This is a genomic window from Streptomyces sp. NPDC017940 (assembly GCF_044328435.1).
In the GTDB taxonomy this organism is placed as follows: Bacteria; Actinomycetota; Actinomycetes; order Streptomycetales; family Streptomycetaceae; genus Streptomyces.
In genome coordinates this window covers 610,975-632,510 of the sequence record NZ_JBIRHJ010000004.1, presented here as the reverse complement: position 1 = coordinate 632,510, position 21,536 = coordinate 610,975, and the positions used below count along the sequence as shown (strand labels likewise).

Annotated in this window: 19 protein-coding genes and 1 pseudogene; 10 read left to right on the top strand and 10 right to left on the bottom strand. The window is 73.1% G+C overall.

What is annotated here, in order from left to right; genetic code table 11:
• Positions 1-419: 419 nt before the first annotated feature.
• The gene (locus ACH4DX_RS17105) at positions 420-1,895 is read right to left on the bottom strand and encodes an aldehyde dehydrogenase family protein (RefSeq protein ID WP_398155670.1); all 1,476 of its coding nucleotides are present in this window, start codon (positions 1,893-1,895) and stop codon (positions 420-422) included.
• A gap of 207 nt (positions 1,896-2,102) precedes the next feature.
• Between ACH4DX_RS17105 and ACH4DX_RS17100 the strand changes: the two genes are divergently transcribed.
• Complete coding sequence (locus tag ACH4DX_RS17100; protein WP_398155669.1) at positions 2,103-3,788, top strand: IclR family transcriptional regulator C-terminal domain-containing protein; 1,686 nt, start codon at positions 2,103-2,105, stop codon at positions 3,786-3,788.
• Between the two features lie 3 nt (positions 3,789-3,791).
• On the opposite strand, the gene ACH4DX_RS17095 is transcribed toward ACH4DX_RS17100, so the two are convergent.
• The gene (locus tag ACH4DX_RS17095) at positions 3,792-4,280 is read right to left on the bottom strand and encodes a MarR family winged helix-turn-helix transcriptional regulator (protein ID WP_398155668.1); all 489 of its coding nucleotides are present in this window, start codon (positions 4,278-4,280) and stop codon (positions 3,792-3,794) included.
• 210 nt (positions 4,281-4,490) lie between these two features.
• On the opposite strand from ACH4DX_RS17095, the gene ACH4DX_RS17090 reads away from it, so the two are divergent.
• The 7 genes from ACH4DX_RS17090 to pcaD all read left to right on the top strand — a co-directional run bounded on the left by ACH4DX_RS17090 (position 4,491) and on the right by pcaD (position 11,169).
• A complete protein-coding gene (locus ACH4DX_RS17090; RefSeq protein WP_398155667.1) occupies positions 4,491-5,309 on the top strand; it encodes a CoA transferase subunit A in 819 nt (272 codons plus the stop codon).
• Positions 5,309-5,965: a CoA transferase subunit B gene (locus tag ACH4DX_RS17085; protein WP_398118466.1), complete on the top strand. Its 657-nt coding sequence runs from the start codon at positions 5,309-5,311 to the stop codon at positions 5,963-5,965. The genes ACH4DX_RS17090 and ACH4DX_RS17085 overlap by 1 nt, the downstream gene beginning before the upstream one ends.
• 2 nt (positions 5,966-5,967) lie before the next feature.
• Positions 5,968-7,176, top strand: a complete 1,209-nt coding sequence (locus tag ACH4DX_RS17080; RefSeq protein ID WP_398155820.1) for a thiolase family protein — start codon at positions 5,968-5,970, stop codon at positions 7,174-7,176.
• Between the two features lie 108 nt (positions 7,177-7,284).
• Entirely contained in the window at positions 7,285-8,055 is a 771-nt protein-coding gene (pcaH, locus tag ACH4DX_RS17075; protein ID WP_398118468.1) for a protocatechuate 3,4-dioxygenase subunit beta, read from the top strand.
• A 5-nt stretch (positions 8,056-8,060) separates the two neighbouring features.
• Positions 8,061-8,624 (top strand): protocatechuate 3,4-dioxygenase subunit alpha, encoded by a 564-nt coding sequence (gene pcaG / locus ACH4DX_RS17070; protein WP_398118470.1) that lies wholly within the window; start codon positions 8,061-8,063, stop codon positions 8,622-8,624.
• Positions 8,621-10,006 (top strand): 3-carboxy-cis,cis-muconate cycloisomerase, encoded by a 1,386-nt coding sequence (pcaB, locus tag ACH4DX_RS17065; RefSeq protein ID WP_398155666.1) that lies wholly within the window; start codon positions 8,621-8,623, stop codon positions 10,004-10,006. The genes pcaG and pcaB overlap by 4 nt, the downstream gene beginning before the upstream one ends.
• Positions 10,003-11,169: a 3-oxoadipate enol-lactonase gene (pcaD, locus tag ACH4DX_RS17060; RefSeq protein ID WP_398155665.1), complete on the top strand. Its 1,167-nt coding sequence runs from the start codon at positions 10,003-10,005 to the stop codon at positions 11,167-11,169. Before pcaB ends, pcaD begins: the two co-directional genes overlap by 4 nt.
• Positions 11,170-11,289: 120 nt before the next feature.
• Here the strand turns inward: pcaD and ACH4DX_RS17055 are convergent, their stop codons facing one another.
• The 5 genes from ACH4DX_RS17055 to ACH4DX_RS17035 form a co-directional block, all read right to left on the bottom strand.
• Positions 11,290-12,270 carry a helix-turn-helix domain-containing protein gene (locus ACH4DX_RS17055; RefSeq protein ID WP_398155664.1) on the bottom strand — a complete coding sequence of 327 codons (981 nt, stop codon included), beginning with the start codon at positions 12,268-12,270 and terminating at the stop codon, positions 11,290-11,292.
• A 386-nt stretch (positions 12,271-12,656) separates the two neighbouring features.
• Positions 12,657-13,535, bottom strand: a complete 879-nt coding sequence (locus ACH4DX_RS17050) for an SDR family NAD(P)-dependent oxidoreductase (RefSeq protein ID WP_398155663.1) — start codon at positions 13,533-13,535, stop codon at positions 12,657-12,659.
• On the bottom strand, positions 13,532-14,734 hold the full coding sequence (locus ACH4DX_RS17045; protein WP_398155662.1) for a 2,3-butanediol dehydrogenase: 1,203 nt from the start codon (positions 14,732-14,734) through the stop codon (positions 13,532-13,534). The genes ACH4DX_RS17050 and ACH4DX_RS17045 overlap by 4 nt, the downstream gene beginning before the upstream one ends.
• Entirely contained in the window at positions 14,731-16,098 is a 1,368-nt protein-coding gene (locus tag ACH4DX_RS17040; RefSeq protein WP_398155661.1) for an MFS transporter, read from the bottom strand. The genes ACH4DX_RS17045 and ACH4DX_RS17040 overlap by 4 nt, the downstream gene beginning before the upstream one ends.
• 46 nt (positions 16,099-16,144) lie before the next feature.
• Entirely contained in the window at positions 16,145-16,678 is a 534-nt protein-coding gene (locus ACH4DX_RS17035) for a 2,4'-dihydroxyacetophenone dioxygenase family protein (RefSeq protein WP_398118483.1), read from the bottom strand.
• A gap of 252 nt (positions 16,679-16,930) precedes the next feature.
• On the opposite strand from ACH4DX_RS17035, the pseudogene ACH4DX_RS17030 reads away from it, so the two are divergent.
• A pseudogene (locus ACH4DX_RS17030) lies at positions 16,931-17,735 on the top strand (FtsX-like permease family protein); the annotation flags it as partial.
• Positions 17,736-17,770: 35 nt separating this feature from the next.
• On the opposite strand, the gene ACH4DX_RS17025 reads toward ACH4DX_RS17030, so the two are convergent.
• Both ACH4DX_RS17025 and ACH4DX_RS17020 read right to left on the bottom strand, forming a co-directional pair.
• Positions 17,771-18,274: an ATP-binding protein gene (locus tag ACH4DX_RS17025; protein ID WP_398155660.1), complete on the bottom strand. Its 504-nt coding sequence runs from the start codon at positions 18,272-18,274 to the stop codon at positions 17,771-17,773.
• Positions 18,275-18,467: 193 nt separating this feature from the next.
• A complete protein-coding gene (locus ACH4DX_RS17020) occupies positions 18,468-18,794 on the bottom strand; it encodes a hypothetical protein (protein ID WP_398118487.1) in 327 nt (108 codons plus the stop codon).
• 369 nt (positions 18,795-19,163) lie between these two features.
• Between ACH4DX_RS17020 and ACH4DX_RS17015 the strand changes: the two genes are divergently transcribed.
• A complete protein-coding gene (locus ACH4DX_RS17015; protein ID WP_398155819.1) occupies positions 19,164-20,321 on the top strand; it encodes a PLP-dependent cysteine synthase family protein in 1,158 nt (385 codons plus the stop codon).
• Between the two features lie 151 nt (positions 20,322-20,472).
• Here ACH4DX_RS17015 and ACH4DX_RS17010 read toward each other — a convergent pair whose 3' ends face one another.
• Positions 20,473-21,390 carry a DeoR/GlpR family DNA-binding transcription regulator gene (locus ACH4DX_RS17010; protein ID WP_398155659.1) on the bottom strand — a complete coding sequence of 306 codons (918 nt, stop codon included), beginning with the start codon at positions 21,388-21,390 and terminating at the stop codon, positions 20,473-20,475.
• Between the last annotated feature and the right edge of the window lie 146 nt (positions 21,391-21,536).

The following is a 21,536-nucleotide window of genomic DNA, read 5'->3' as shown; positions in this document are numbered from 1 at the left end:
GGAGGCTCAGGGTCAGGACAGCCGTGACGAGTCTTCGCACGTGTGCGGAAATGATGCACCGCCTGTCTAGCAGTGGTGAGGAAGGGCAGGAGTACCTCTGATCCACTGGGTGCTCGAACTAACGCGTTGCAGCAGAGACGACGGGAAACCGCCGGTGCCCTGGGGGCGTTTGCGCCGCGAGTTGCCTGAGCACACGATCAAGGGAGCCGGTGTGGTCATATCTCTTGGCTGGAAAACGCCCATGAGTACCGGATTTTGGAAGTGAACGCTTCGCGTCTGGGAAGGCACGGGAGGGAAGCGGCACGGTGTCGCACGGGGGCGCGCCCGCGAGGCGGACATGAGGATGCCCCGGCTCGCTGGGGGTGAGCCGGGGCTGCGCGGGGGCCGGGGAGGCGGTGGGGGAGCGGAGCGGTGCCAGGTCAGAAGGGGTAGTGGGCGTGACCGTGTGCCTGGACGGTGATCCAGCGGGCGGTGGTGAAGGCGTCGATGCCCGCCTGGCCGCCGAAACGGCCGTAGCCGGAGTCCTTGACGCCGCCGAAGGGCGCCTGCGGCTCGTCGGCGACGGTCTGGTTGTTGACGTGGACGATGCCGGTGCGCAGACGGCGGGCCACCGCGACACCGGCGGCGAAGTCCTCGGTGATCACACCGGCGGTCAGGCCGTAAGGAGTGTCGTTGGCCAGGTCGACGGCCTCGTCGACCGAGTCGACGACGTGCACGACGGTCGCCGGGCCGAAGATCTCCCCGTAGTAGATGTCCATGTCCTTCGTGACACCGGTCAGGACCACGGGGGCAAGGAGCGCCCCGGCGTCGCCCTCCACCCGGCCGGTGCCGGCCAGGAGTCGCGCTCCCTTGTCGGTGGCGTCCTGGACGAGTGCGGCGACGCGCCGGGCGGCACGGGCGCTGACGACCGGGCCGACGACGGTGGCCGGGTCGGATGGGTCGCCGTAGCGCAGGGACTTGACCTTCGCGGCGAGCTTGCGGGTGAACTCCTCGGCGCGGTCGCGGTGGACGACGACGCGGTCGGCGGACATGCAGATCTGGCCGGAGTTCATGAAGGAGCCGAAGGCGGCGGCGTCCACGGCGTAGTCCACATCGGCGTCGGCGAGCACCACCAGGGCGTTCTTGCCGCCGAGTTCGAGGACGGCGGGCTTGAGGTGTTCGGCCGCCAGCACACCGACGCGGCGGCCGACGGAGGTGGAGCCGGTGAAGTTGACCAGCCGGACGCGCGGGTCGGCGATCAGGGTGGCGACGATCCGGGGAGCGTCGGCGAGGTCGTTGGTGACGACGTTGAGGACGCCCGCGGGCAGCCCCGCTTCGTGCAGGACGTCGGCGAGGAAGAGGCCGCAGGCCAGCGGGGCGTCCTCGCTGGGCTTGAGCACGACGGTGTTGCCCATGGCCAGCGGCATGGCTATGGCGCGGATGCCGAGGATCAGGGGCGCGTTCCAGGGCGCGATCGCCGCGACGACGCCGACCGGCACGCGTACGTGCATCGAGTACGCGCCGGGCGTGTCGGTGGCGAGGATCTGCCCGGTGGGCTGGGTGATCGCGGCGGCGGCCTCGCGCAGGATCCCGGCGGCGAGCGCGGCGTTGAAACCGGCCCAGGGGGCGGCGCCGCCGACCTCTTCGGCCATCAGCGCGACGGCCTCGGGCGTGCGGGACTCCAGCAGGTCGGCGGCGCGCAGGAAGATCGCGCGCCGCCGGGTGGGGGCCAGCGCCGCCCAGTCGTCGGCGGCGGCGTCGGCGGCGTCGATCGCACGGGTGACGTCCTCGGGGGTGCCCGCGGCGACCTCCGCGTACGGGGTCCCGGTCCAGGGACCGATGTCGGGGGTGGTGCGGCCGGAGGACGCGGGGATCTCCCGGCCGCCGATGATCAGTCCACGGGTGATGGAGGTCATGGAAGGGCTCCTGAAGGGTTCTGTCGGATGCCGCGAGTGGAGGGGGCCGTCCGCGCCGGGGACCTCGCCACCCATGTTCGCCTGCCGAAACTTCTTTCGTTGTGCGGTGGGGCCGAGTGTGGGTCACCGCGGTCGCGACCGTCAATGGGCGGCCGGGTATCTTTCGCGTACTCACTGATCAAAGACACGGAGCGAAGGGGCCCTGGTATGTCGGGAGAGGCCGTCGGCCCCCTGGAGCGCGGCCTCGCCGTACTCCACGCCATGGCCGCGAACCCCTCTCCGCGGATGCGGCGCAGCGACCTCACCGCCGCCACCGGCCTGCTCCGTTCCCCCGTCGACCGCATCGTCGCCACCCTGCTGCGCCTCGGCTACGTCCGTGCCGACGGGCGGGACGTGCTCCTGACCCCCCGCGTGATGGAGCTCGGCAACGCCTATCTCGCCTCCTGCGGCCTCGTCGACGCCCTGGAGCCTTACGTCGTGGAACTGGCCGACGAACTCGACGAATCCGTGTCCCTGGCCGTCCCGGACCGCGACGGCGCCCGGCTGATCACTCAGGCCGTCCGGCGCCGCGCCCTGTACCTGGCCTTCCACATCGGGGACCTGCTGCCTGCCGAGCGCAGCGCCGCCGGGGTGGTCCTGGCCGGCGGGTGGGAGGAAGCGCAGTTCGACGCCTGGCGTGCCCTGCGGCGCGCGGACCTCCTGGACGCGGGCTTCCCCGCGGTGCCTGCCCGCGACGAGGCCCCGGCGGAGGACGAGTCGGAGCGCTGCCTCCGCTCCCGCGCGGCCGTCGCCCGCCGGGCCGGCTGGGCGCTCGACGAGGAGTGGATCGAGCCCGGCCTGCTGGCTGTCGCCGCTCCTGTCCGTGACCCCGCCGGCCGGATCCTGGCCGCGGTCAGCGTGCTCACCCACACCAGTCGGCACACGGCCGCCGACTTCCCCGGACATGTCATGCCCCGGCTCCGAGCGGCCGTCGGCCGGATGGAGGCCGCGCTCCACCGGGCGGGCGGGCCCACCGATCCCCCCGCGCCCACCGCTCGGAGCCTGTCGCCGCGGCCCGCCGCTCGCCCCGCGCCCACCGCCCAGGACCTGCGCGAGTCCAAGGACGAACTGGGGATGGAGTTCCTCGAGTCCCTCGCGCGTGGCCTCGCCGTGCTGTCCGCCTTCGGCGGCGCCGGTGGCGGGCTGACCATCAGCGCGGCCGCCGCGGCGACCGGACTGTCCCGGGCCACCGCGCGACGCGCCCTGCTCACCCTGCACCACCTCGGGTACGCGGACAGCCGAGGGCCGACGTACCGTCTGCTGCCCCGTGTCCTGGACCTCGGCCACGCCCGGCTGTCCTGCCTCACCCTCACCGACATCAGCCGCCCGCACCTGGCGGAACTGGCCGCGCTCCTCGGCGAGTCCGCCTCGGTCGCCGTTCTCGACGAGGACGACATCCGCTATCTGGCCCGCGCTGCGACCTCCCGCGTCCTGCGCATCGACATCACCTCGGGCACCCGCCTGCCCGCCGGTCCGACCTCCATGGGGCGCGTCCTGCTCGCGGCGCTGCCCCCGGGCGAACTCGCGGCCCGCATCGCCCGGACCGACCGGCGGCCCCTCACTCCGTACACCCTCACCGCACCGCGCCGTCTCGCCGCCGCGGTCGCCGCGGCGGCCAGGGACGGCTACGCCCTGGTCGACCAGGAACTGCAAGAGGGGCTGCGTTCCCTGGCCGTACCCCTGCACGACCGGGACGGGCGTGTCGTCGCCGCCCTGAACGTCGCCGTGCACGCGGGCCGGAGCACACCTCGGGAGACCGTCGAGCGCGTGCTCCCGGCCCTGCGGGACACCGCTTCCCGCATCGAGGACGAACTGGCGACGGCCTTCGCGTACGTGCCGCTCGTGGTGGAGTAGGCGCTACAGCCCCGCCGACGCGGTCTCCTCGCGCCCCGCCGACGTGGTCTCCTCCGGAGTCCGCAGCGCCTCCGCGGCGTCCGAGACGCGGCGGAGCAAGGTCAGGAAGAGTGCTTGCTCCTCGGCGGACAGCGGTGCGAGGAAGACCTGGTTCATCCGGGCCGTGCGCACCGTGAGCCGGCGATGCGTCCGGGCGCCCTCGTCGGTGAGCCGCAGCAGGAACCGGCGGCCGTCGTCGGGATCCCGGACCTTGTCGAGCAGGCCCCGGCGGCCGAGCCGGCTGACGACATCGGCGATGGTCGAGCGGTCGAGCCCCACGCGCTCGCCGACCGTCCGCTGGTCGAGGCCCGGCTCGGCCGTGAGCGCGTTGAGCACGCCGAACTGGGGGGAAGTGATCTCCTCGGAGACCATCGTCGTCCACAGCAAGTGGTGCGCCTGCTGAAGGCGCCGGGCCAAGTGCCCGGGGTGGGTGGTCAGGTCGACGGCGGCCATGGTGTTCCTCCCCTTCGCTTCTGTAAGTGCACTGAGGATACTGCCTGGACGTCACGATGCCTTGCCCCTGCGCAACGCGTTGACCTGCTGATTCATGCGACCTATTGACGGTCGGTACGCCGGATGCCAGCATGACGCATTCCTAGAAAATAGTCAGTGCACTGATTAACTCCGAGGGTTCGAGCCCTCGGGGGAGTGGAGGCTTCCGGTATGGACAAAGTGGTCGCCACCGCCGCTGAGGCGGTGGCCGATGCCCGGGACGGGGCGACACTCGCGGTGGGCGGCTTCGGTCTGAGCGGTGTGCCCAACGTACTGATCGGCGCCCTGTACGACCTGGGCGTCAAGGATCTCGGCGTGGTGTCCAACAACTGCGGCGCGCTGGACTCCGGCCTCGCGGTCCTGCTGTCCGCGGGCCGCATCTCCCGGGTGACCGGGTCCTACATCGGTGCGAACAAGGAGTTCGCCCGCCAGTACCTGGGGGGCGAACTGGAGGTGGAGATGATTCCGCAGGGCACGCTGGCCGAGCGGCTGCGGGCCGGGGGGCACGGCATTCCGGCCTTCTACACCCCGGCGGGGGTCGGCACCCAGGTCGCCGACGGCGGACTTCCCTGGCGGTACGACGGCCATGGGGGCGTCGAGGTGGCGTCACCGCCCAAGGAAGTACGTACCTTCGACGGCACCGAGTACGTCCTCGAGCACGGCATCCGTACGGACTTCGCGCTGGTGCGCGCGGCCAGGGGGGACCGGCACGGGAACCTGGTCTTCAACAAGTCGAGCCGGAACTTCAACCCGCTGGCCGCGATGGCGGGGAGAGTGACGGTGGCCGAGGTGGAGGAGCTGGTGGAACCGGGCGGGATCGACCCCGACCAGGTGCATCTGCCCGGTGTCTTCGTCCAGCGCGTGGTCGCGCTCACACCCGAGCAGGCGGTGGACAAGGGCATCGAGCGGCGCACGGTCTCCGCGTCGCCGACGCGCGGGACCGGGACGGGGAGCACCGGAACGAGCAGCCCCAGGACGGAGAGCGCCTGATGGCCTGGACACGCGAAGAGATGGCGGCGCGCGCGGCGCGCGAGTTGGCGGACGGCCAGTACGTGAACCTCGGTATCGGGTTGCCGACGCTGATCCCCAATCACCTTCCGGACGACGTCGAGGTCGTCCTCGAGTCGGAGAACGGCATCCTCGGCGTGGGGCCCTACCCCGCCGAGGACCAGGTCGACCCGGACCTGATCAACGCCGGGAAGGAGACGGTCACGGTGGTGCCCGGCGCCTCCTACTTCGACTCCGCCCTCTCCTTCGGGATGATCCGCGGCGGGCACATCGACGTGGCCGTGCTCGGAGCCATGCAGGTGTCCGCGCGCGGCGACCTCGCCAACTGGGCCGTCCCCGGAAAGATGATCACCGGGATCGGCGGGGCGATGGACCTGGTGCACGGCGCCCGGACGGTCGTCGTGGTCATGAACCACACGGCCAAGGACGGCTCCGCGAAGATCGTTCAGGAGTGCTCGCTGCCCCTGACCGGCAAGGCCTGCGTCGACCGCATCGTCACCGACCTCGGCGTCCTCGACGTCACCGGCGACGGCCTCGAGCTGGTCGAGACCGCCCCCGGGGTGTCCGCCGACGACATCGTGCGCAGGACCGCCGCGGACCTGCGTATCGCCCTCACCGCGGAGGAGACAGCATCATGAGCCTGCGCGACGTGTACGTCGTGGACGCCGTACGGACCCCCTTCGGCAAGTACGGCGGCGGCCTCGCGGGCGTACGCCCCGACGACCTGGCCGCCCACACCATCCGCGAACTCCTCGCCCGCACCCCGCAGCTCGACCCCTCCCGCATCGGCGACGTCTACTTCGGCAACGCCAACGGAGCGGGTGAGGAGAACCGCAACGTCGGCCGGATGGCGGGCCTGCTCGCGGGGCTGCCGACCTCCGTGCCGGGGGTCACCGTCAACCGGCTGTGCGCCTCCGGCCTCGAAGCGGTCGTCCAGGCCGCGCGGGCCGTCGCACTCGGCGACGTGTCCATCGCCCTGGCCGGGGGAGTCGAGTCGATGACCCGCGCGCCCTACGTCCTGCCCAAGAGCGACCGCCCCTTCCCCGCGGGCCACACCGAGCTGTACTCGACCACCTTGGGCTGGCGCATGGTCAACCCGCGGATGGAGCCGCAGTGGACCGTGCCGCTCGGCGAGTCGGCCGAACTGATCGCCGACAAGCACGGCATCACCCGCGAGCAGCAGGACGCCCTGGCGCTCGCATCCCACCGCAAGGCATCCGCCGCGTGGCACGGCGGCCTTCTCGACGCCGAGGTGGTACCGGTACCCGTACCGCAGCGCAAGGGCGACCCGGTGCTCCTCGACCGCGACGAGAGCGTGCGGGAGAACGCCTCCCGGGAGGCGATGGCCAAGCTGAAGCCGTCCTTCCGCACGGCGGAGGAAGGCGGCACGGTCACGGCGGGCAACGCGTCCCCGCTCAACGACGGCGCCGCCGCGCTGCTCCTCGTCGACGAAGAGGGACTGCGGGCCACCGGACGCGAACCCCTGGCCCGCGTCGCGGCCACCGGTGTCGCCGCGGTCGAGCCGCACTGGTTCGGCCTCGGTCCCGTCGAAGCCGTCAACCGCGCCCTCGCCAGGGCGGGCAGGTCCTTCGACGACCTGACGACGCTGGAACTCAACGAGGCGTTCGCCGCTCAAGTCCTCGGCTGTGTCGCCGAATGGCCCGAGTTCGACCCGGCGATCCTCAACCCGTACGGCGGCGCCATCGCCCTCGGCCACCCGCTGGGGGCCTCCGGCGCCCGCCTCGCCGGCACCGTCGCCCACCAGCTCGCCCGCAACGGCTCCGGGACCGGCGTCGCCACCCTCTGCATCGGGGTCGGCCAAGGGCTCGCCCTCGTCCTCGAACGCTGAGCGGGCGCGCCGGGCACCGGCCGAGCGCTCAGCCGCGCCCCGCCCGTAGACCCGCGCCTCATGGACCAGCGACTCGCGTACGCACGTACCAGGAATCCGGGAAACCCCATGACTCACACCCAGTCGGACATCGACACCGCCATCGACGAACTCCAGCACGCCTACGACGAGGCGCTGGCGGCGGGCGCGCCCGCGCACCACCACCCGCGGCGCGACTACGCGCCCTACCGCAGCTCGCTGCTCCGCCACCCCAAGCAGCCGCTCGTCCCCGTGAGCGGCGGCGATCCCGAGACGGTCGAGCTGTCCGGTCCGGTGTTCGGCCCGACCGACATCACGGAGACCGACAACGACCTCACCGTCCAGCACCAGGGGGAGCCGCTCGGCGAGCGCATCACCGTGTCGGGGCGGCTGCTGGACCGCGCCGGGCACCCCGTACGCGGACAGCTCATAGAACTCTGGCAGGCCAACGCCTCCGGCCGCTACGCGCATCTGCGCGACCAGCATCCGGCGCCCCTCGACCCCAACTTCACCGGCGTCGGACGCACGCTGACGGACGGCGAGGGCCGGTACACGTTCACCACGATCAAACCGGGCGCCTACCCGTGGCGCAACCACACCAACGCGTGGCGCCCCGCCCACATCCACTTCTCCGTCTTCGGCACCGCGTTCACGCAACGGCTCGTGACACAGATGTACTTCCCGAACGACCCGCTGTTCCCCTACGACCCGATCCTGCGCTCGGTCACCGACCGGGCCGCCCGTGAACGACTGGTCGCCGCGTACCGCCACGACCTGTCGCGGCCCGAGTTCTCCCTCGGCTACGAGTGGGACATCGTCCTCGACGGTCCCTCCGCCACCTGGATCGAAGAAGGGCACTGAGCGAGATGACCGAGACGATCCTCCCCACGCCGTCCCACACCGTCGGCCCCTTCTACGGGTACGCACTTCCCTTCCCCGAGGGGGAGCAGATCGCGCCCAAGGGCCACCCCGACACCATCGTGCTGCACGGGCACGTGCTCGACGGCCACGGCGACCCGGTGCCCGACGCCCTCCTGGAGTTCTGGCAGGCGGCCCCGGACCGCTCCCTCGCCGGCGTCCCAGGATCGCTCCGCCGCAACCCGGTGACCGGCGGCTTCCTCGGCCGCAACGGCACCGACTTCACCGGCTTCGGCCGGGTCGCCACGGACGCCGACGGCCACTACGCCCTGCACACCCTTCAGCCCGGCAGCGCAGGAGTGCCGTACATCAGCGTCTGCGTCTTCGCGCGCGGCCTGCTGCACCACCTCTTCACGCGCGCCTACCTCGCGGACGGCACCGACCCGCTGCTGGACTCCGTGGAGCCGGAGCGCCGGGCCACGCTGATCGCGCGGCCCGGTGAGAACCGTGCCTACCGTTTCGACATCCGCCTCCAAGGTGAAGGCGAGACAGTGTTCCTGGAGTTCCCGTGACATCCCCCGACATCGATCACGGCCTCCTCGCCCCCGGGCGGGCAGGCTCCCCCGCCGAGTCCGCGACCGCCGACACCGCGTTCCTGCGGGCCATGCTCGACGCCGAGGCGGCCCTCACCCGGGCCCAGGCGGCCCTCGGCCATACCCCGGCGGAAGCCGGCCGGGCGGTCACGGCCGCGGCCGGCTCGGCCCGCTTCGACGCCCGTGACATCGCCCGCCGTGCCCGCGGCGGCGGCAACCCCGTCATCCCGTTGGTGGCGGACCTGACGGCATCGGTGCCCGACGAGTTCGGCCCCTACGTGCACCGCGGGGCGACCAGCCAGGACATCATGGACACCGCCGTCATGCTGGTCGCGGCCCGCACGGTGGACCTCGTCCTCGAAGACCTGCGGCGCACCGAACAGGCGCTGTCCGGCCTCGCCGCGGCCCACCGGGACACGGTGATGCCCGGCCGCACCCTGACCCAGCACGCGGTACCGACGACCTTCGGCCTCAAGGCGGCAGGATGGCGTTCGCTGATCCTCGACGCACGGGACCGGCTGCGCGGCGTACGCGCCTCGCTGCCCGTGCAACTCGGCGGCGCCGCCGGCACCATGGCCGCCTTCGGCCCGCCCGGCGACGAGGGGGACCCGGACACGGCGCGACGGCTCACCGCCGCCTACGCGCACGAGACCGGTCTCGCGGCACCCGACCTTCCCTGGCACACCCTCCGCACGCCCGTCGCGGACCTGGCGGGCGCCCTCGCGTTCACCGCGGGGGCCCTCGGCAAGACGGCGGCCGATGTCCTCACCCTGTCCCGCACCGAGATCGCCGAGCTGTCCGAAGGCACCGGCGGGGACTCCTCGGCCATGCCCCACAAGAGGAACCCGGTGCGCGCCACGCTCGTCGCCGGGGCCGCCCGCCGCGCCCCCGGCCTCGCCGCCACCCTGTACGCCTCGATGGTCGCGGAGGACGAGCGCCCCGCCGGCGCCTGGCACGCGGAGTGGGAGACGCTCCGCGATCTGCTGCGTCTGGTCGGCGGCGCCGCCCGCGACGCCGCCGAACTGGCCGAGGGGCTGCGGGTCCACCCGGACGCCATGCGCGAGCACCTGCACCTGACGGCGGGGTTGATCGTCTCCGAGCGGGTGGCCGCCGTCCTTGCCCCCGCCCTGGGCCGGGGCCGGGCCAAGGCGCTCCTCACGGACCTCGCCGCACGCACCAGGACAGAGGGCAGGACACTCGCCGAGCTCCTCACCGAACACTTCGCACGCGACGGCCTCGGTGCCGTCGGCCTTCCCCTCGACGGCGACGGCCTCGCCCTCGACATCGACGACCTCACCGACCCGGCGCGCTACACCGGCTCCGCCGGGATCCTCACCGACCGTGCCCTGGAGCGACCGTGACGAGCGAGCCGAACACCGCCCCGGCCACCGGCCAGGACCGGGGGCTGCCCCACCACCGCGCGGAGGGACCGCCCTCCGCCCCCGCGCTGCTCCTCGGCCCGTCGCTCGGCACCTCCACCGCCCTGTGGGACGCCGTCGCCCCCGAACTGGCCGTCACGCACCGGGTCGTACGCTGGGACCTCCCGGGCCACGGCGGCTCCGCCGCCGACCTCGTCGGCCCGGGAGCGACCGTCGGCGACCTGGCCGGGCTGGTGCTCGCGCTCGCCGACTCGCTCGACATCCACCGGTTCGCCTACGCGGGCGTCTCGCTCGGCGGCGCCGTCGGCCTGCACCTCGCCGTGCACCACCCCGAGCGGGTGGAGGCCCTCGCCGTCATCTGCTCGTCCGCGCACTTCGGCGGCTCCGCCCCGTGGCGGGAGCGGGCCGCCCGCGTGCGCCGCGAGGGCCTGGCCGCACTCGCCGACAGCGCGCCGTCCAGATGGTTCACGCCCGGTTTCACCGTGCCCCGCCTCGTGGCCGACCACCGTGCCGCCGACCCCGCCGCGTACGCGGCGTGCTGCGACGCGCTCGCCGCGTTCGACATCCGGGACGGGCTCTCCTCGATCACCGCCCCCACGGTGCTCCTCGCGGGCCGCGAGGACCCCGCGACTCCGCCCGCACACCTGCGGGAGATCGCCGACACGGTCCCCGGTGCCTCGCTCACCGAGATTCCGGGCGCCTCCCACCTCGCACCGTGCGAGCGGCCCGAAGCCGTGCTGTCCGCGCTGCGCACCCACTTCTCGGGGGCCGGGGCCGCGAAGCGGGGGACGGCGGTGCGCCGCCAGGTACTCGGGGACGCGCACGTGGACCGCGCGCAGGAGCGGCAGAACGGCTTCACCGCTCCGTTCCAGGACTTCATCTCCCGCTACGCCTGGGGGGAGATCTGGACCGACGACACGCTCTCCCGCCGCGAACGCAGCCTGATCACCATGACGGCCCTCGTGGCGCAGGGGCACTACGAAGAACTGGCCATGCACGTCCGGGCGGCGCGACGCAACGGTCTGTCGGCCGAGGAGATCGGCGCGGCACTGTTGCAGACGGCGGTCTACTGCGGTGTCCCGGCAGCCAACTCCGCGTTCGCCGTGGCCCAGCGCGTGCTGGGGGAGGACGACGCCGGCCGGTGACGGCAGTCGCGACGGGGGCCGGGGACGGAGTTACGGCTGCGGCCGAGCTCCGTCCCGACCCCCGCCCGAGCCCTGCGCCGACCTCCGGCGCCCCGTGCCGTCCCCCCGCCGTCGCGCTGGTCAGTCCGGGCAGCCGGGCGCGGCCGGGCGCAGCTCGCCCGGGGTCCGCCCGTACCGCTCGCGGAAGACGCGGGTGAAGTGCGACTGGCTGGCGAAGCCCCAGACGTGCGCGATGTCGGCCACCGTCAGGCGTGCCGAACCGGGGTCGGTGAGCTGCTGGTGGGCCCGCGTCAGGCGGCTCTCCAGGATGTGGCGGGAGGGGCTGAGCCCGGCCTGCCGGAAGTCGCGGCGCAGCTGCCGGGTGGAGACGCCCACCGCGTCGGCGACGTGCTCCGCGCACAGCCGGGGGTCGGACAGGCGCTGGTCGATGTACTCCTTGGCGAGCAGCAGCCGGGCGCCCTGGTCGTCCCCGGGCCGCCCGTCCCCCAACCGGGACGCCGCGAGCGAGCGCACCAGCCCGAGGACGGTGCCCTCGGTGCCCGTCACGTCACCGGGCTCCCGCTGGGCGAACCAGCCGGCCAGCACGGACTCCAGGACCCGCACCGCCGGGGCGTCGGCCGACGACCGCCGCCCGAAGACCAGCGGTGCCGCGAGCTCGGCGGACAGGCAGCGTTCGGCGAAGACCTCCCGGGGGATGTCCACCAGGAGCTGGCGCATGGTCGTGGGGAAACCGAGCAGGTAGGAGCGGCGGGTGTCGTACAGGACCAGGTCGCCCGCGCCGAGGCTGAGGCAGCCGCCGCTGTGGAAGAAGACCGCCTGCCCCGAGACCAGCAGGGTCGCGAAGACGGAGTCCTTGGGCGTCTCCCGGCACAGCCGCGCGTTGCGCTCGATGACGTGCTCGTTCCCGGCGATGTCGGCCAGGCGCAGGCTGCCGAGGCCGACGTTGGTCTGGGTGGCGAGAAGTCCGTCGTCGGAGTACGGGGAACAGGTCAGGCCGACCAGGGCCTGCCGGTTGTAGTCCTCCCAGAGGTCGACGCGGTCCGCCTGGTCGACCGACCGTGTCGACACTCGGGAGAACACGGTGGCGGGGTGTCCGGTCAACTCGGCCTCCTTGCTGCCGTGAGCCAGTGTCCTGCGCGCCGCGGGGGAGTGCGCCTTCGAAGCGGGCCCCTGCGGGTCGGGCCGGAGGGGCCGGGCCGGATGCGCCGGGCGGGGCCCGCCGGGGTTCGACGCGTCGGGCAGGGTCCGCCGTAGTGGTTCTGTCGGAGAGGTTCCGCCGGAGCCGGGCGGGGCGGGGGTGCCCGTGTGCTGTGGCCGTGAACGAAGGCTACTCGGCGATCCGGCTCCGGTCACGACCCGAAGACGGGCCCCCGTCCGACAGCCCGCCCCGGAACTCCTGGGCGGGCCGTCGAACGGGGGCGGCAGGGCGGGGCGGGCCCGGGTCGACCGGGGGGTGCGGCGGGGGCCCGGTTCGACGGGGCCGGGTCTCAGACCGCCGAGTAGCCGCCGTCGACGGGGATCACCGCGCCGTTGACGTAGGCAGCCGCGGGGCCGCACAGGAACGCGATCACCGAGGCGACCTCGCGGGGCAGCCCGAGGCGCCCCAGCGGGACGCGGGCGAGCACGGCACCTGCCGCCGCCGGGTCGTCGAGCACCCCGCGGGCCAGCGGGGTGACGACGAAGCCCGGCGCCACCGCGTTCACCCGGATGCCGTCGGACGCGTACTCGGCCGCCAGGGAACGCGTGAGCTGGGAGACGCCGCCCTTGCTTGCGCTGTAGGCGGGCCGGTCCCGGCTGCCGAACAGCGCGAACATGGATGAGACGGTGACGATGGAGCCGCCGGTGCCGCCGGTGCCGCCGGTGCCGCCGGACCCGCGGGTGCCGCCGGAGCTGCCGGTGCCGCCGGAGTCCGCCCGGCGGGCCAGCAGCGGCCGGGCCGCCTCGCACGCCGTCATCGCCGCGCCAAGGTTGACCGCGAGGACGCGGTCCCAGGTCGCGGGCTCGTACTCGGCGCGGTCCGCGCTCATGCCCGCACAGACCACCAAGTGGTCCAGGGTGCCGGTCTCCGCGATGCGCCGGGCAAGGCCCTCCCGGTCGGTCACGTCCTGTTCGACGACGCGCACCCGCTCGTGCCGGGGCGGTTCACCGCCGGGCGCGGGCGGCAGCCCCAGGGCGTACACCCGGGCGCCCAGCTCCGCCAGCAGCTCTGCGGTGGCCGCCCCGATGCCCGAGGTACCGCCGGTGACCAGCGCGGTGCGGCCCGCGAAGGCGTCGGGGCCGGGGAACGGCGGGGCGGCGCCGGGGCCGGTGCCCGCGGCGGGCGGTGCGGGCCCGGTGCCGGGGCCTGTCGGTGCGCCGGTGGTCATCGGCTGTCTCCTCTCCGTCCGGCGGGCGCCGGGGCCGCCGGGGTACGCGCTTCCGGGACCGGGTCCGGGACCGGGGCCCACACCGAGTCGGGAACCGAGGCCGAAGCCGAGGCCGAAACCGAGTCCGAGTCCGAGTCCGACGCCGGGGCCGAGGGCGACACCAGGATCTTGATCTGGTCGCCGCCGTCGAGCAGCGCCGAGAACCCCGCACGCACCACGTCGTCGAGGCCGATGACGGACGTCACCACGGGGCGGAGGTCCAGGCCCTCCGTGCCGACGAGCCGGATCAGCTCCGGGTAGGTGTCCCGGTAGCCGACACTCGCCACGATCGAGTGCTCGTTGTCCACAAGCGCCGAGGAGTCGAAGCTGACGCGGCGCCCCAGCCCCACGAGGACGGTCCGACCGCCGCGGCGGGTCGCCGCCAGGCAGGTGTCCAGGGCCGCCTGGGAGCCGACCGCCTCGAAGGCCACGTCGGCGCCTTCACCGCCGCAGGCGGCACGCACCCGGGGCCCCGCGCCCCCCTCTCCGGTGTCGCGGGCGTCCACCACCTCGCTCGCGCCGAGGCGCGCGGCGAGGCCGAGCCGGGCGGGGTCGACGTCGCAGGCGACGATCCTTCGGACGCCCCGCCGCGCGGCGAGCAGCACGGTGAGGAGTCCGACCGGGCCGAGGCCGACGACGGCCACGCTGTCGGCGTCCCCGCCGCGCCGAAGCGCGTGCAGCGCGACCGAGGCCGGTTCGAAGAGGGCCGCCTGCTCGAAGGGCACCTCGTCGGGCAGCCGGTGCGCCATGTACGCGGGCACCGTGGCGTACTCGGCGAGCCCGCCGTGGCCCATCAGACCGGCGAAGCCGAAGTGGCGGCAGATGTTGTACTCGCCCGCCAGGCAGCGCGGGCAGGCGCCGCAGCGGTAGTGCGGTTCGACCGCGACGCGGTCACCGGACGTGAGGCCCCGCACACCCGGGCCCACGGCGGTGACCGTGCCGCAGAACTCGTGCCCGAGGACGAGCGGGGCGCGGACGCCCGAGGCGGGGTGGGCCTCGCCGACCGGCACCGAGTGCGGGCCGTCGGCGTACTCGTGCAGGTCGCTGCCGCAGATGCCGCAGTACGCCACCGAGAGGAGCACCTCGTCCGGGCCCGGCGGGGTCACCTCCCGCTCGGTGACCCGTACATCGCGCGCTCCGTACCAGACCGCGGCCTTCATGGCGCACTCTCCGAGATGGTGACCGGTGTGGTGTCGTGGGCGGGCCCGGCGCCGGCGGCCCTGCGGCGCAGCACCGCGGGGGCGGTCTCCCGCAGCCCGAGGGCGAGCAGCACCACGGCGACGGCGCCGCCGGACGAGATGTACATCGCCGCGTCCAGACCCCAGACGTCCGAGGCGAGACCGGCGACCAGGGGCCCGAGGAACCCGCCCGCCAGCTCACCGACGCCCATGACCAGGCCGAGGGCGACGGTCAGCGTCCGGCGCGGCACGGTCTCGGCCGGAATGGTCGCCATGATCAGCGTGAAGCAGCCGAGGCCGGTGTAGGTGAGCAGCACGACGCCGCCGAGCAGCACCGGGTCGTCGACGTACACCACGGCCAGCGGGCACAGCGCCGCCACGACGGTGAAGGCGATGAGCGCGCCCCGCCGGCCGATCCGGTCGGACACCGCCGGGGTCAGGAAGCCCCACAGCACCCAGGCCACGCCGAAGCAGGTCATGACGTGGCTCATCGTGCCGGAGGAGAAGCCCTTCTCGTCCTCCAGGTAGGTGGGCGTGAAGGTGATGATGACCGTGAACCAGGTCAGGTAGCAGCAGGCCGCCAGGGCGCACAGCACGATGTTGCGGTGCGCGAGGACCTCCCGCAGCACCTCGCGCAGCGAAGGGGCGGCCGCCTCCGGCGCGGTGGCTTCCGGCGCGGTGGCTTCGGGGGCGGCGGGGAGCACGGGGGCGGGCGGGTGCTCACGCACCGACCGCGCGATCCACACGGCGATCAGCAGCCCGGGCACGATGGTGACCAGGAACGCCGTCCGCCAACTGTGGTGCTCGGCGATCCAGACCACGACCAGCGGGGCGACGATGCCGCCGAGCAGCCCCGCGGACGACCCCTGGAGCAGGCCCATGTTCAGGCCCCGCCGGTGCTCCCGCGAGGCCTCCACCATCAGCGACTGCGCCAGCGGCAGGACCGCGCCCTCCGCGAGGCCCATCAGGGCCCTGGCGATCAGCAGACCGGCGAAGCCGGTCATCAGGCCGCCCGCCGCGGAGAAGCAGGAGAACAGCACGACGGCGGCGATCAGGACCGGGCGGCGGCCGTACCGGTCCGCCAGCCTGCCGCAGACGAGACCCGACAGTGCCCACGTGAGCGCGAGCACACCGGACAGGACGCCCAGGGCCGTGTGCGAGAGGTGGAAGTCGTCGGAGATGAACGGGGCGAGGAAGGTCAGCGCCTGGCGGTCGAAGAAGACGAAGCCGAAGGCCGCGAAGAGGACGAGCAGCAGCCGGTGCTCGTAGCGGCGGGCCCCGGCGTCCCCGGGTGCCGCCGCCGGGTCCGGCGGCGCGGCGCCGGACCGGGAAGAGGGTCTGGTCATGGCGACCTCATGTCGGGTTCTGGACTCGGGTTGCGGAGGCTGCCGGTCAGCGGAACAGGGAGTTGACGTAGTCGGCGCCGATGCCGACCTCGTCGTAGTGGCGGCGGCACATCTCGATGTAGTCGTGCACGTCGAAGAACCCGTTGGGCTCGCCGTTCTCGTCCAGCCAGATGAGCGGGCCCTTGACGATGAAGAGCGCCTTCATCGGCTCCTCGCTCTCGTACGCGACCAGGGTGTGGCCCTCGCCCGGAGCCTCGTACACGAAGTCACCCGCGGCGGCCGTCCAGGGCCGTTCCAGGTAGCCCCACTTGCCGGAGATGGTGTACGCGAACACCTCGTGCGGGTGGTAGTGGCGATTGACCAGGCCCGCCTCCTTGGCCCGCAGGATGTCGGACCACGTGTTGTCCTTCACGTTGATCCACAGCGGGCGGGAGCTGACGGTGTCGGTGAAGGGCGCGTAGTAGCGGTCGTCGTCGGTGGCGGCGTCGGAGAGATAGACCTCCGGCAGCGCGTCCGGCTTGAACGAGTTCTCGATCGGCTTGAGGTTCTTCCAGAACTCGTTCTTCGGCTGCTCAGGCATGGGACGGACTCCCTTGGCTCGTTCATCGAGTGGTTGGCGGGAAGTCAATCCCGCGCCGCATGTCCTGTCTGTCCCGTACGGGACACCCCCCTTTGCCTGTTCCGGACGAGCACACCGGCTGTGCCCGGTGCCCTGGTCCGCGGCAGGGGGTGGGCATGATCGTGAGGGCCCGACCGCCGGGTGGTCGAAGCAGCCGTCACGGCCCCGCGTACTCCCGCGGAGGTACCCGCACGGCCGCTGGCCGTACGACGACTCGGGGCCGTTCGGCGAGGAGTCGCGGAGGCGATCGATCCGAAGCCGCTCGGGCAAGCCCACGCTGATGCACTGCGCCGCCGGTCTGGACACGCTGACGTCCGGCTCCGCGCCCTGATGATCGGCGTCGCCGTCGTCAGCCTGTTCACGGTCTTCGGCGCCTCGCTGAGGGCCACCATGGACCGGACGGTGTCGCGTTCGTTCGCGGGTGACGTCGCGGTCGGCACCCCGCCGTTCGGCGCGGGCGGCAGCGGCCTCAGCCCGCGCCTCGCACCCGCCGTGGCCGAACGCCCCGAGGTCGCCACGGCCGTCGGCCTCGGCACGGGCGTGGCCGAAGTCGACGGCGGGGGAAGGGCGTTGACCGTCACCGACCCCGTCGCGCCCGCCGAGTCCTTCGACCTCGGCGCCGTCCCTCGTCTACGCCCTGCTGGCGCTCGCCGTGCTCATCGCGCTCCTCGGCATCGCCAACACCCGCACCCTCCCGGTGCACGAACGCACCCGCGAACCGGGGCTGCCGCGGGCCGTCGGCCAGACCCGCGGGCAGCCGCGGGCCATGGTCCGGTGGGAGTCCGTCCTGGTCGCCGCGTTCGGCACGGCGGGCGGTCTCGCGCTCGGCGGCTTCATCGGCCGCTTCCTCGTGCGGGCCTGTGACGAAGCGTCCGGCACCGCGTTCGCCTTCGCGCTGCCGCCTGCGCAGCTCGCCGTGGTCACCCTGGTGGGCCGCACGGCGGGAGCCGTCGCGGGGCTGCGGCCCGCCCGGCGCGTCGCCCGGCTCGACGTGCCGCGGTCCTTCGCCGCCGAGTGAGCGCGCGGCGGAGCGGTGAAGAGGTCACCGCCCGGTCAGCCGGCAACGGCCGACCGGGCGGGAGCGTGCGCACCGGTGTCGGCGGCGAACGGTTGCGCGCCGTCGGCGCCGTACACGGGGTACGCGGGTGCCGTCAGGGGGGACGACGGGGCGCAGAGCGTGAACCAGACGACCTTGCCCGCGTCGCCCTGTGACTGCACGCCCCAGCTCTCGCTGACCGCGGCGACCATGGCGAGCCCGCGCCCGCAGGTCTCGAAAGGGTCGGCCTCGGTGACGACCGGAAGGCGCGGGTCGTGGTCGTGCACGGAGACCATGAGCCGTTCGAGCAGCAGCTCGATCTCCACGGTGCACGTCTTGTCCGGCTCCGCGTGCCGGTGGACGTTGGCCAGGAGCTCGGTCACCCCGAGCGCGGCCTGGTCGATGAGAGGGTCCAGATGCCAATAGCGCAACTGCGCCGATACGATTCTGCGGACTTGGCCGATCCGCGACGGCAGGGCTTGGAGCTCTACCGTGCAATGCCTGCTTGGCTGGCTGATCACGGTGCGACTCCCCGAATTGAGGTCCGGAAGAAGACGGCGTTCGGATCCAGCAGGGGCCGTTGTGCGGTACTGCCGCCTGCTGTGGTGGCCCGGCGGGCTGGTTCGCAGCGTAATCGCCGGTAAACCCAGAGTGATGTGAGACCAGCGTGACCCAGTGGGTGCGGGCGTGCAACTCGCGCCCGCCTCGCGCCCCTCAGCTCCGGCGTCCGCCCGCTGCCGAGTGCAGTGCCTGAAGGAAGGTACGGACGGTGGGGGGCCCGGCCTCACCGGGCGCCGGATCGTGTGCGCCGAGGGTGAGCAGATACCGGGTGCCGTTCACCTCGGCCAGGGCCCGGTCGTGCGGGGCGAACCACGGCTTGCTCGCGCGCACCGCCCGCAGGGGCGCGCTGTCGATCTCCGTGCCGTAACTGGTGAGCAGTTCCAGCCTGCCGTCGCTGATCCGGACCTGGCCCGCGTGCGTCAGCGACCTGAGCCGCCGCCCGATCCGCACGCCCATGGCCCTGAACTCCGGCTCTGCCATGTGGCTCCGCCCTCTCGTGCGCCTGGTGATGGTGCGCCTGATCGCGCGTCCGGCGCGTCGCGCGCCGTCGTACGCCTACAGAAAAACTGCCCCCGCCGCTGCGGTGCAGTGTGCCCGCACGCGGCGCCGAGGGCCAGTGTGTCCGGCCACGTCGCACATGCCACTTTCGGCGCGCGACGGCGCCGCCGCCGGTCGGCCCCAGCCGTGGGAAAGCAGTGCCTTTGAGCGGCCAAAAGGTGTGTTTATGCAGGTGAGAACGGTGTTCTGGGTGTCTATCATCGAGGTGTGAGGCCGGCTCCAACCGGCTCCGGCACGAGGCTGAGGAGCCATGCGGTGCGCACCACCCAGCACGATCCGATCGACGAGCCGATGGCCACCCTCGACGTGGACCGCAGCGACGAGGGCTACCGCTCCTGGCTGAAAGAGGCCGTGCGCAAGGTCCAGGCGGACGCCAACCGGTCCGCGGACACCCATCTGCTGCGCTTCCCGCTGCCCGAGCACTGGGGCATCGACCTGTATCTGAAGGACGAGTCGACGCACCCGACCGGCAGCCTCAAACACCGCCTCGCCCGTTCGCTGTTCCTCTACGGCCTGTGCAATGGCTGGATCCGCCCGGACCGCCCCGTGATCGAGGCCTCCAGCGGCTCGACGGCCGTCTCCGAGGCGTACTTCGCGAAACTCATCGGCGTGCCCTTCATCGCGGTGATGCCGCGCACGACGAGCGCCGAGAAGTGCCGCCTGATCGAGTTCCACGGCGGCCGGTGCCACTTCGTGGACGACTCCCGCACCATGTACGCGGAGTCGGCCCGGCTCGCCGTCGAGACCGGCGGCCACTACATGGACCAGTTCACCTACGCGGAACGGGCCACGGACTGGCGCGGCAACAACAACATCGCCGAGTCGATGTTCCAGCAACTGCGCCTCGAGCGTTACCCGGAACCCGCCTGGATCGTCGCCACGGCGGGTACCGGCGGCACCTCCGCGACCATCGCCCGCTATGTGCACTACTTGCAGCACGACACCCGGATCTGCGTCGCCGACCCGGAGAACTCCTGCTTCTTCGACGGCTGGACGCACCACGACCCCGAAGCCACCAGCGACTGCGGCTCCCGCATCGAGGGCATCGGCAGGCCGCGGATGGAACCGAGCTTCGTGCCCGGCGCCATCGACCGCATGATGAAGGTCCCGGACGCGGCGAGCGTGGCGGCCGTGCGCGCACTGGACCGCGCCATCGGCCGCAAGGCGGGCGGTTCGACCGGTACGGGGCTGTGGAGCGCCCTGCGCATCGTCGCGGAGATGGTGGCCGCGGGCCGCAAGGGCAGCGTCGTCACCCTCATCTGCGACCCGGGCAACCGGTATCTGGACAAGTACTACTCGGACACCTGGCTCGCCGGGCAGGGCCTCGACATCACGCCGTACGAACGGACCATCGAGATCCTGCTCGCCACCGGCCGATGGCCCGCCGCGACCCAGGAGGCCCGGGAGGGCCAGGAGGTTCAGGAGGTCCAGGAGGGCCAGGAGGTCTAGGGGGCGCTCCTCCGTGCCGGACGGCGGTCGAGGTCGACGACGGTGGTGGTGAAGCTCCGGTCGAGTCCGCGGCGGGCCGGCCGGTGCCGCATGGAACGCGCCCCCTCGGCGAAGCCGGGCGGTCGGCCCGGCCACTCCAACCGGGGCGCCGTCAGCTGTCTGCCGCGTCCCCGGCTCCGCCCGGCAGGTCCGTCCCGGGTTCGCCCGGCAGGTCCGTCCCGGGTTCGCCGGGCAGGTCCGTCCCGGGTTCGCCGTCGCCCGGCACACCCGCGATCAGAAGCCTGCGCAGGTGCTCGGCAATCTCCGCGCGCGCACGGCCGGGCAGGCCCGCGTCCGTGACCAGCGTGTCGACCTGCCCGAGGGCGGCGAACGAACTCAGGCCCACCGTGCCCCACTTGGTGTGGTCCGCGACCACGACCACACGGCGCGCGGACTGCACCAGACGGCGATTGGTCTCCGCCTCCGCCAGATTCGGTGTGGAGAGCCCCGCCTTTGCCGATATGCCGTGCACGCCGAGGAACAGCACGTCGAAGTGGAGCGCCGCGATGGCCTGGTCGGCGACCGGTCCGACCAGCGAGTCCGACGGCGTGCGCACCCCACCGGTGAGGACCACCGTGGCAGCGCCCTGGCTCCGGCCCGAACTGCGCTGCGCCGAGTGGAAGACGTCCGCGACCCGCACCGAGTTCGTCACCACGGTCAGGTCGGGCACGTCGAGCAGCTGGTGGGCGAGCGCGTACGTCGTGGTGCCACCGGAGAGCGCGATGGCCGTGCCCGGCGCCACCAGCGACGCCGCGGTCCGCGCGATGTCCTCCTTGGCGCTCAGCTCGAGCCCCGACTTCGCCTCGAAGCCCGGCTCGTGCGTACTGGCCTCCGCCACCGGGACCGCGCCGCCGTGCACCTTCTCCAGGACTCCCTGGCGGGCGAGGGCGTCCAGATCACGACGGACGGTCATGTCGGACACGCCCAGTTTCCTGGTGAGTTCATTGACCCGGACGCCACCGCGCCTGCGGACCTCGTCCAGGATCAGGGCGCGACGCTGCTCCGCGAGGAGGTTCTGATTCTCGCTCACGACAGGTCCATGCCCTTTCCACCCGCTCGGAGCCCGTCACCGGGTCGCTTCATCCTCGCACGAGCCCTCGCCGCGCACGCCACCGACCGGGCACGCCCGACAAAGGCACGGAAGGGGGAGATTACGTGACGGAGGCTGCGCACGGA

Coding starts and splice junctions, on each gene's coding strand:
- pcaH (WP_398118468.1), top strand. CDS start 7,285: ATGACTCACACCCAGTCGGACATCGACACCGCCATCGACGAACTCCAG.
- ACH4DX_RS17105 (WP_398155670.1), bottom strand. CDS start 1,895: ATGACCTCCATCACCCGTGGACTGATCATCGGCGGCCGGGAGATCCCC.
- ACH4DX_RS17015 (WP_398155819.1), top strand. CDS start 19,164: ATGGCCACCCTCGACGTGGACCGCAGCGACGAGGGCTACCGCTCCTGG.
- pcaG (WP_398118470.1), top strand. CDS start 8,061: ATGACCGAGACGATCCTCCCCACGCCGTCCCACACCGTCGGCCCCTTC.
- ACH4DX_RS17085 (WP_398118466.1), top strand. CDS start 5,309: ATGGCCTGGACACGCGAAGAGATGGCGGCGCGCGCGGCGCGCGAGTTG.
- ACH4DX_RS17020 (WP_398118487.1), bottom strand. CDS start 18,794: ATGGCAGAGCCGGAGTTCAGGGCCATGGGCGTGCGGATCGGGCGGCGG.
- ACH4DX_RS17035 (WP_398118483.1), bottom strand. CDS start 16,678: ATGCCTGAGCAGCCGAAGAACGAGTTCTGGAAGAACCTCAAGCCGATC.
- ACH4DX_RS17040 (WP_398155661.1), bottom strand. CDS start 16,098: ATGACCAGACCCTCTTCCCGGTCCGGCGCCGCGCCGCCGGACCCGGCG.
- ACH4DX_RS17045 (WP_398155662.1), bottom strand. CDS start 14,734: ATGAAGGCCGCGGTCTGGTACGGAGCGCGCGATGTACGGGTCACCGAG.
- ACH4DX_RS17090 (WP_398155667.1), top strand. CDS start 4,491: ATGGACAAAGTGGTCGCCACCGCCGCTGAGGCGGTGGCCGATGCCCGG.
- ACH4DX_RS17050 (WP_398155663.1), bottom strand. CDS start 13,535: ATGACCACCGGCGCACCGACAGGCCCCGGCACCGGGCCCGCACCGCCC.
- ACH4DX_RS17100 (WP_398155669.1), top strand. CDS start 2,103: ATGTCGGGAGAGGCCGTCGGCCCCCTGGAGCGCGGCCTCGCCGTACTC.
- ACH4DX_RS17095 (WP_398155668.1), bottom strand. CDS start 4,280: ATGGCCGCCGTCGACCTGACCACCCACCCCGGGCACTTGGCCCGGCGC.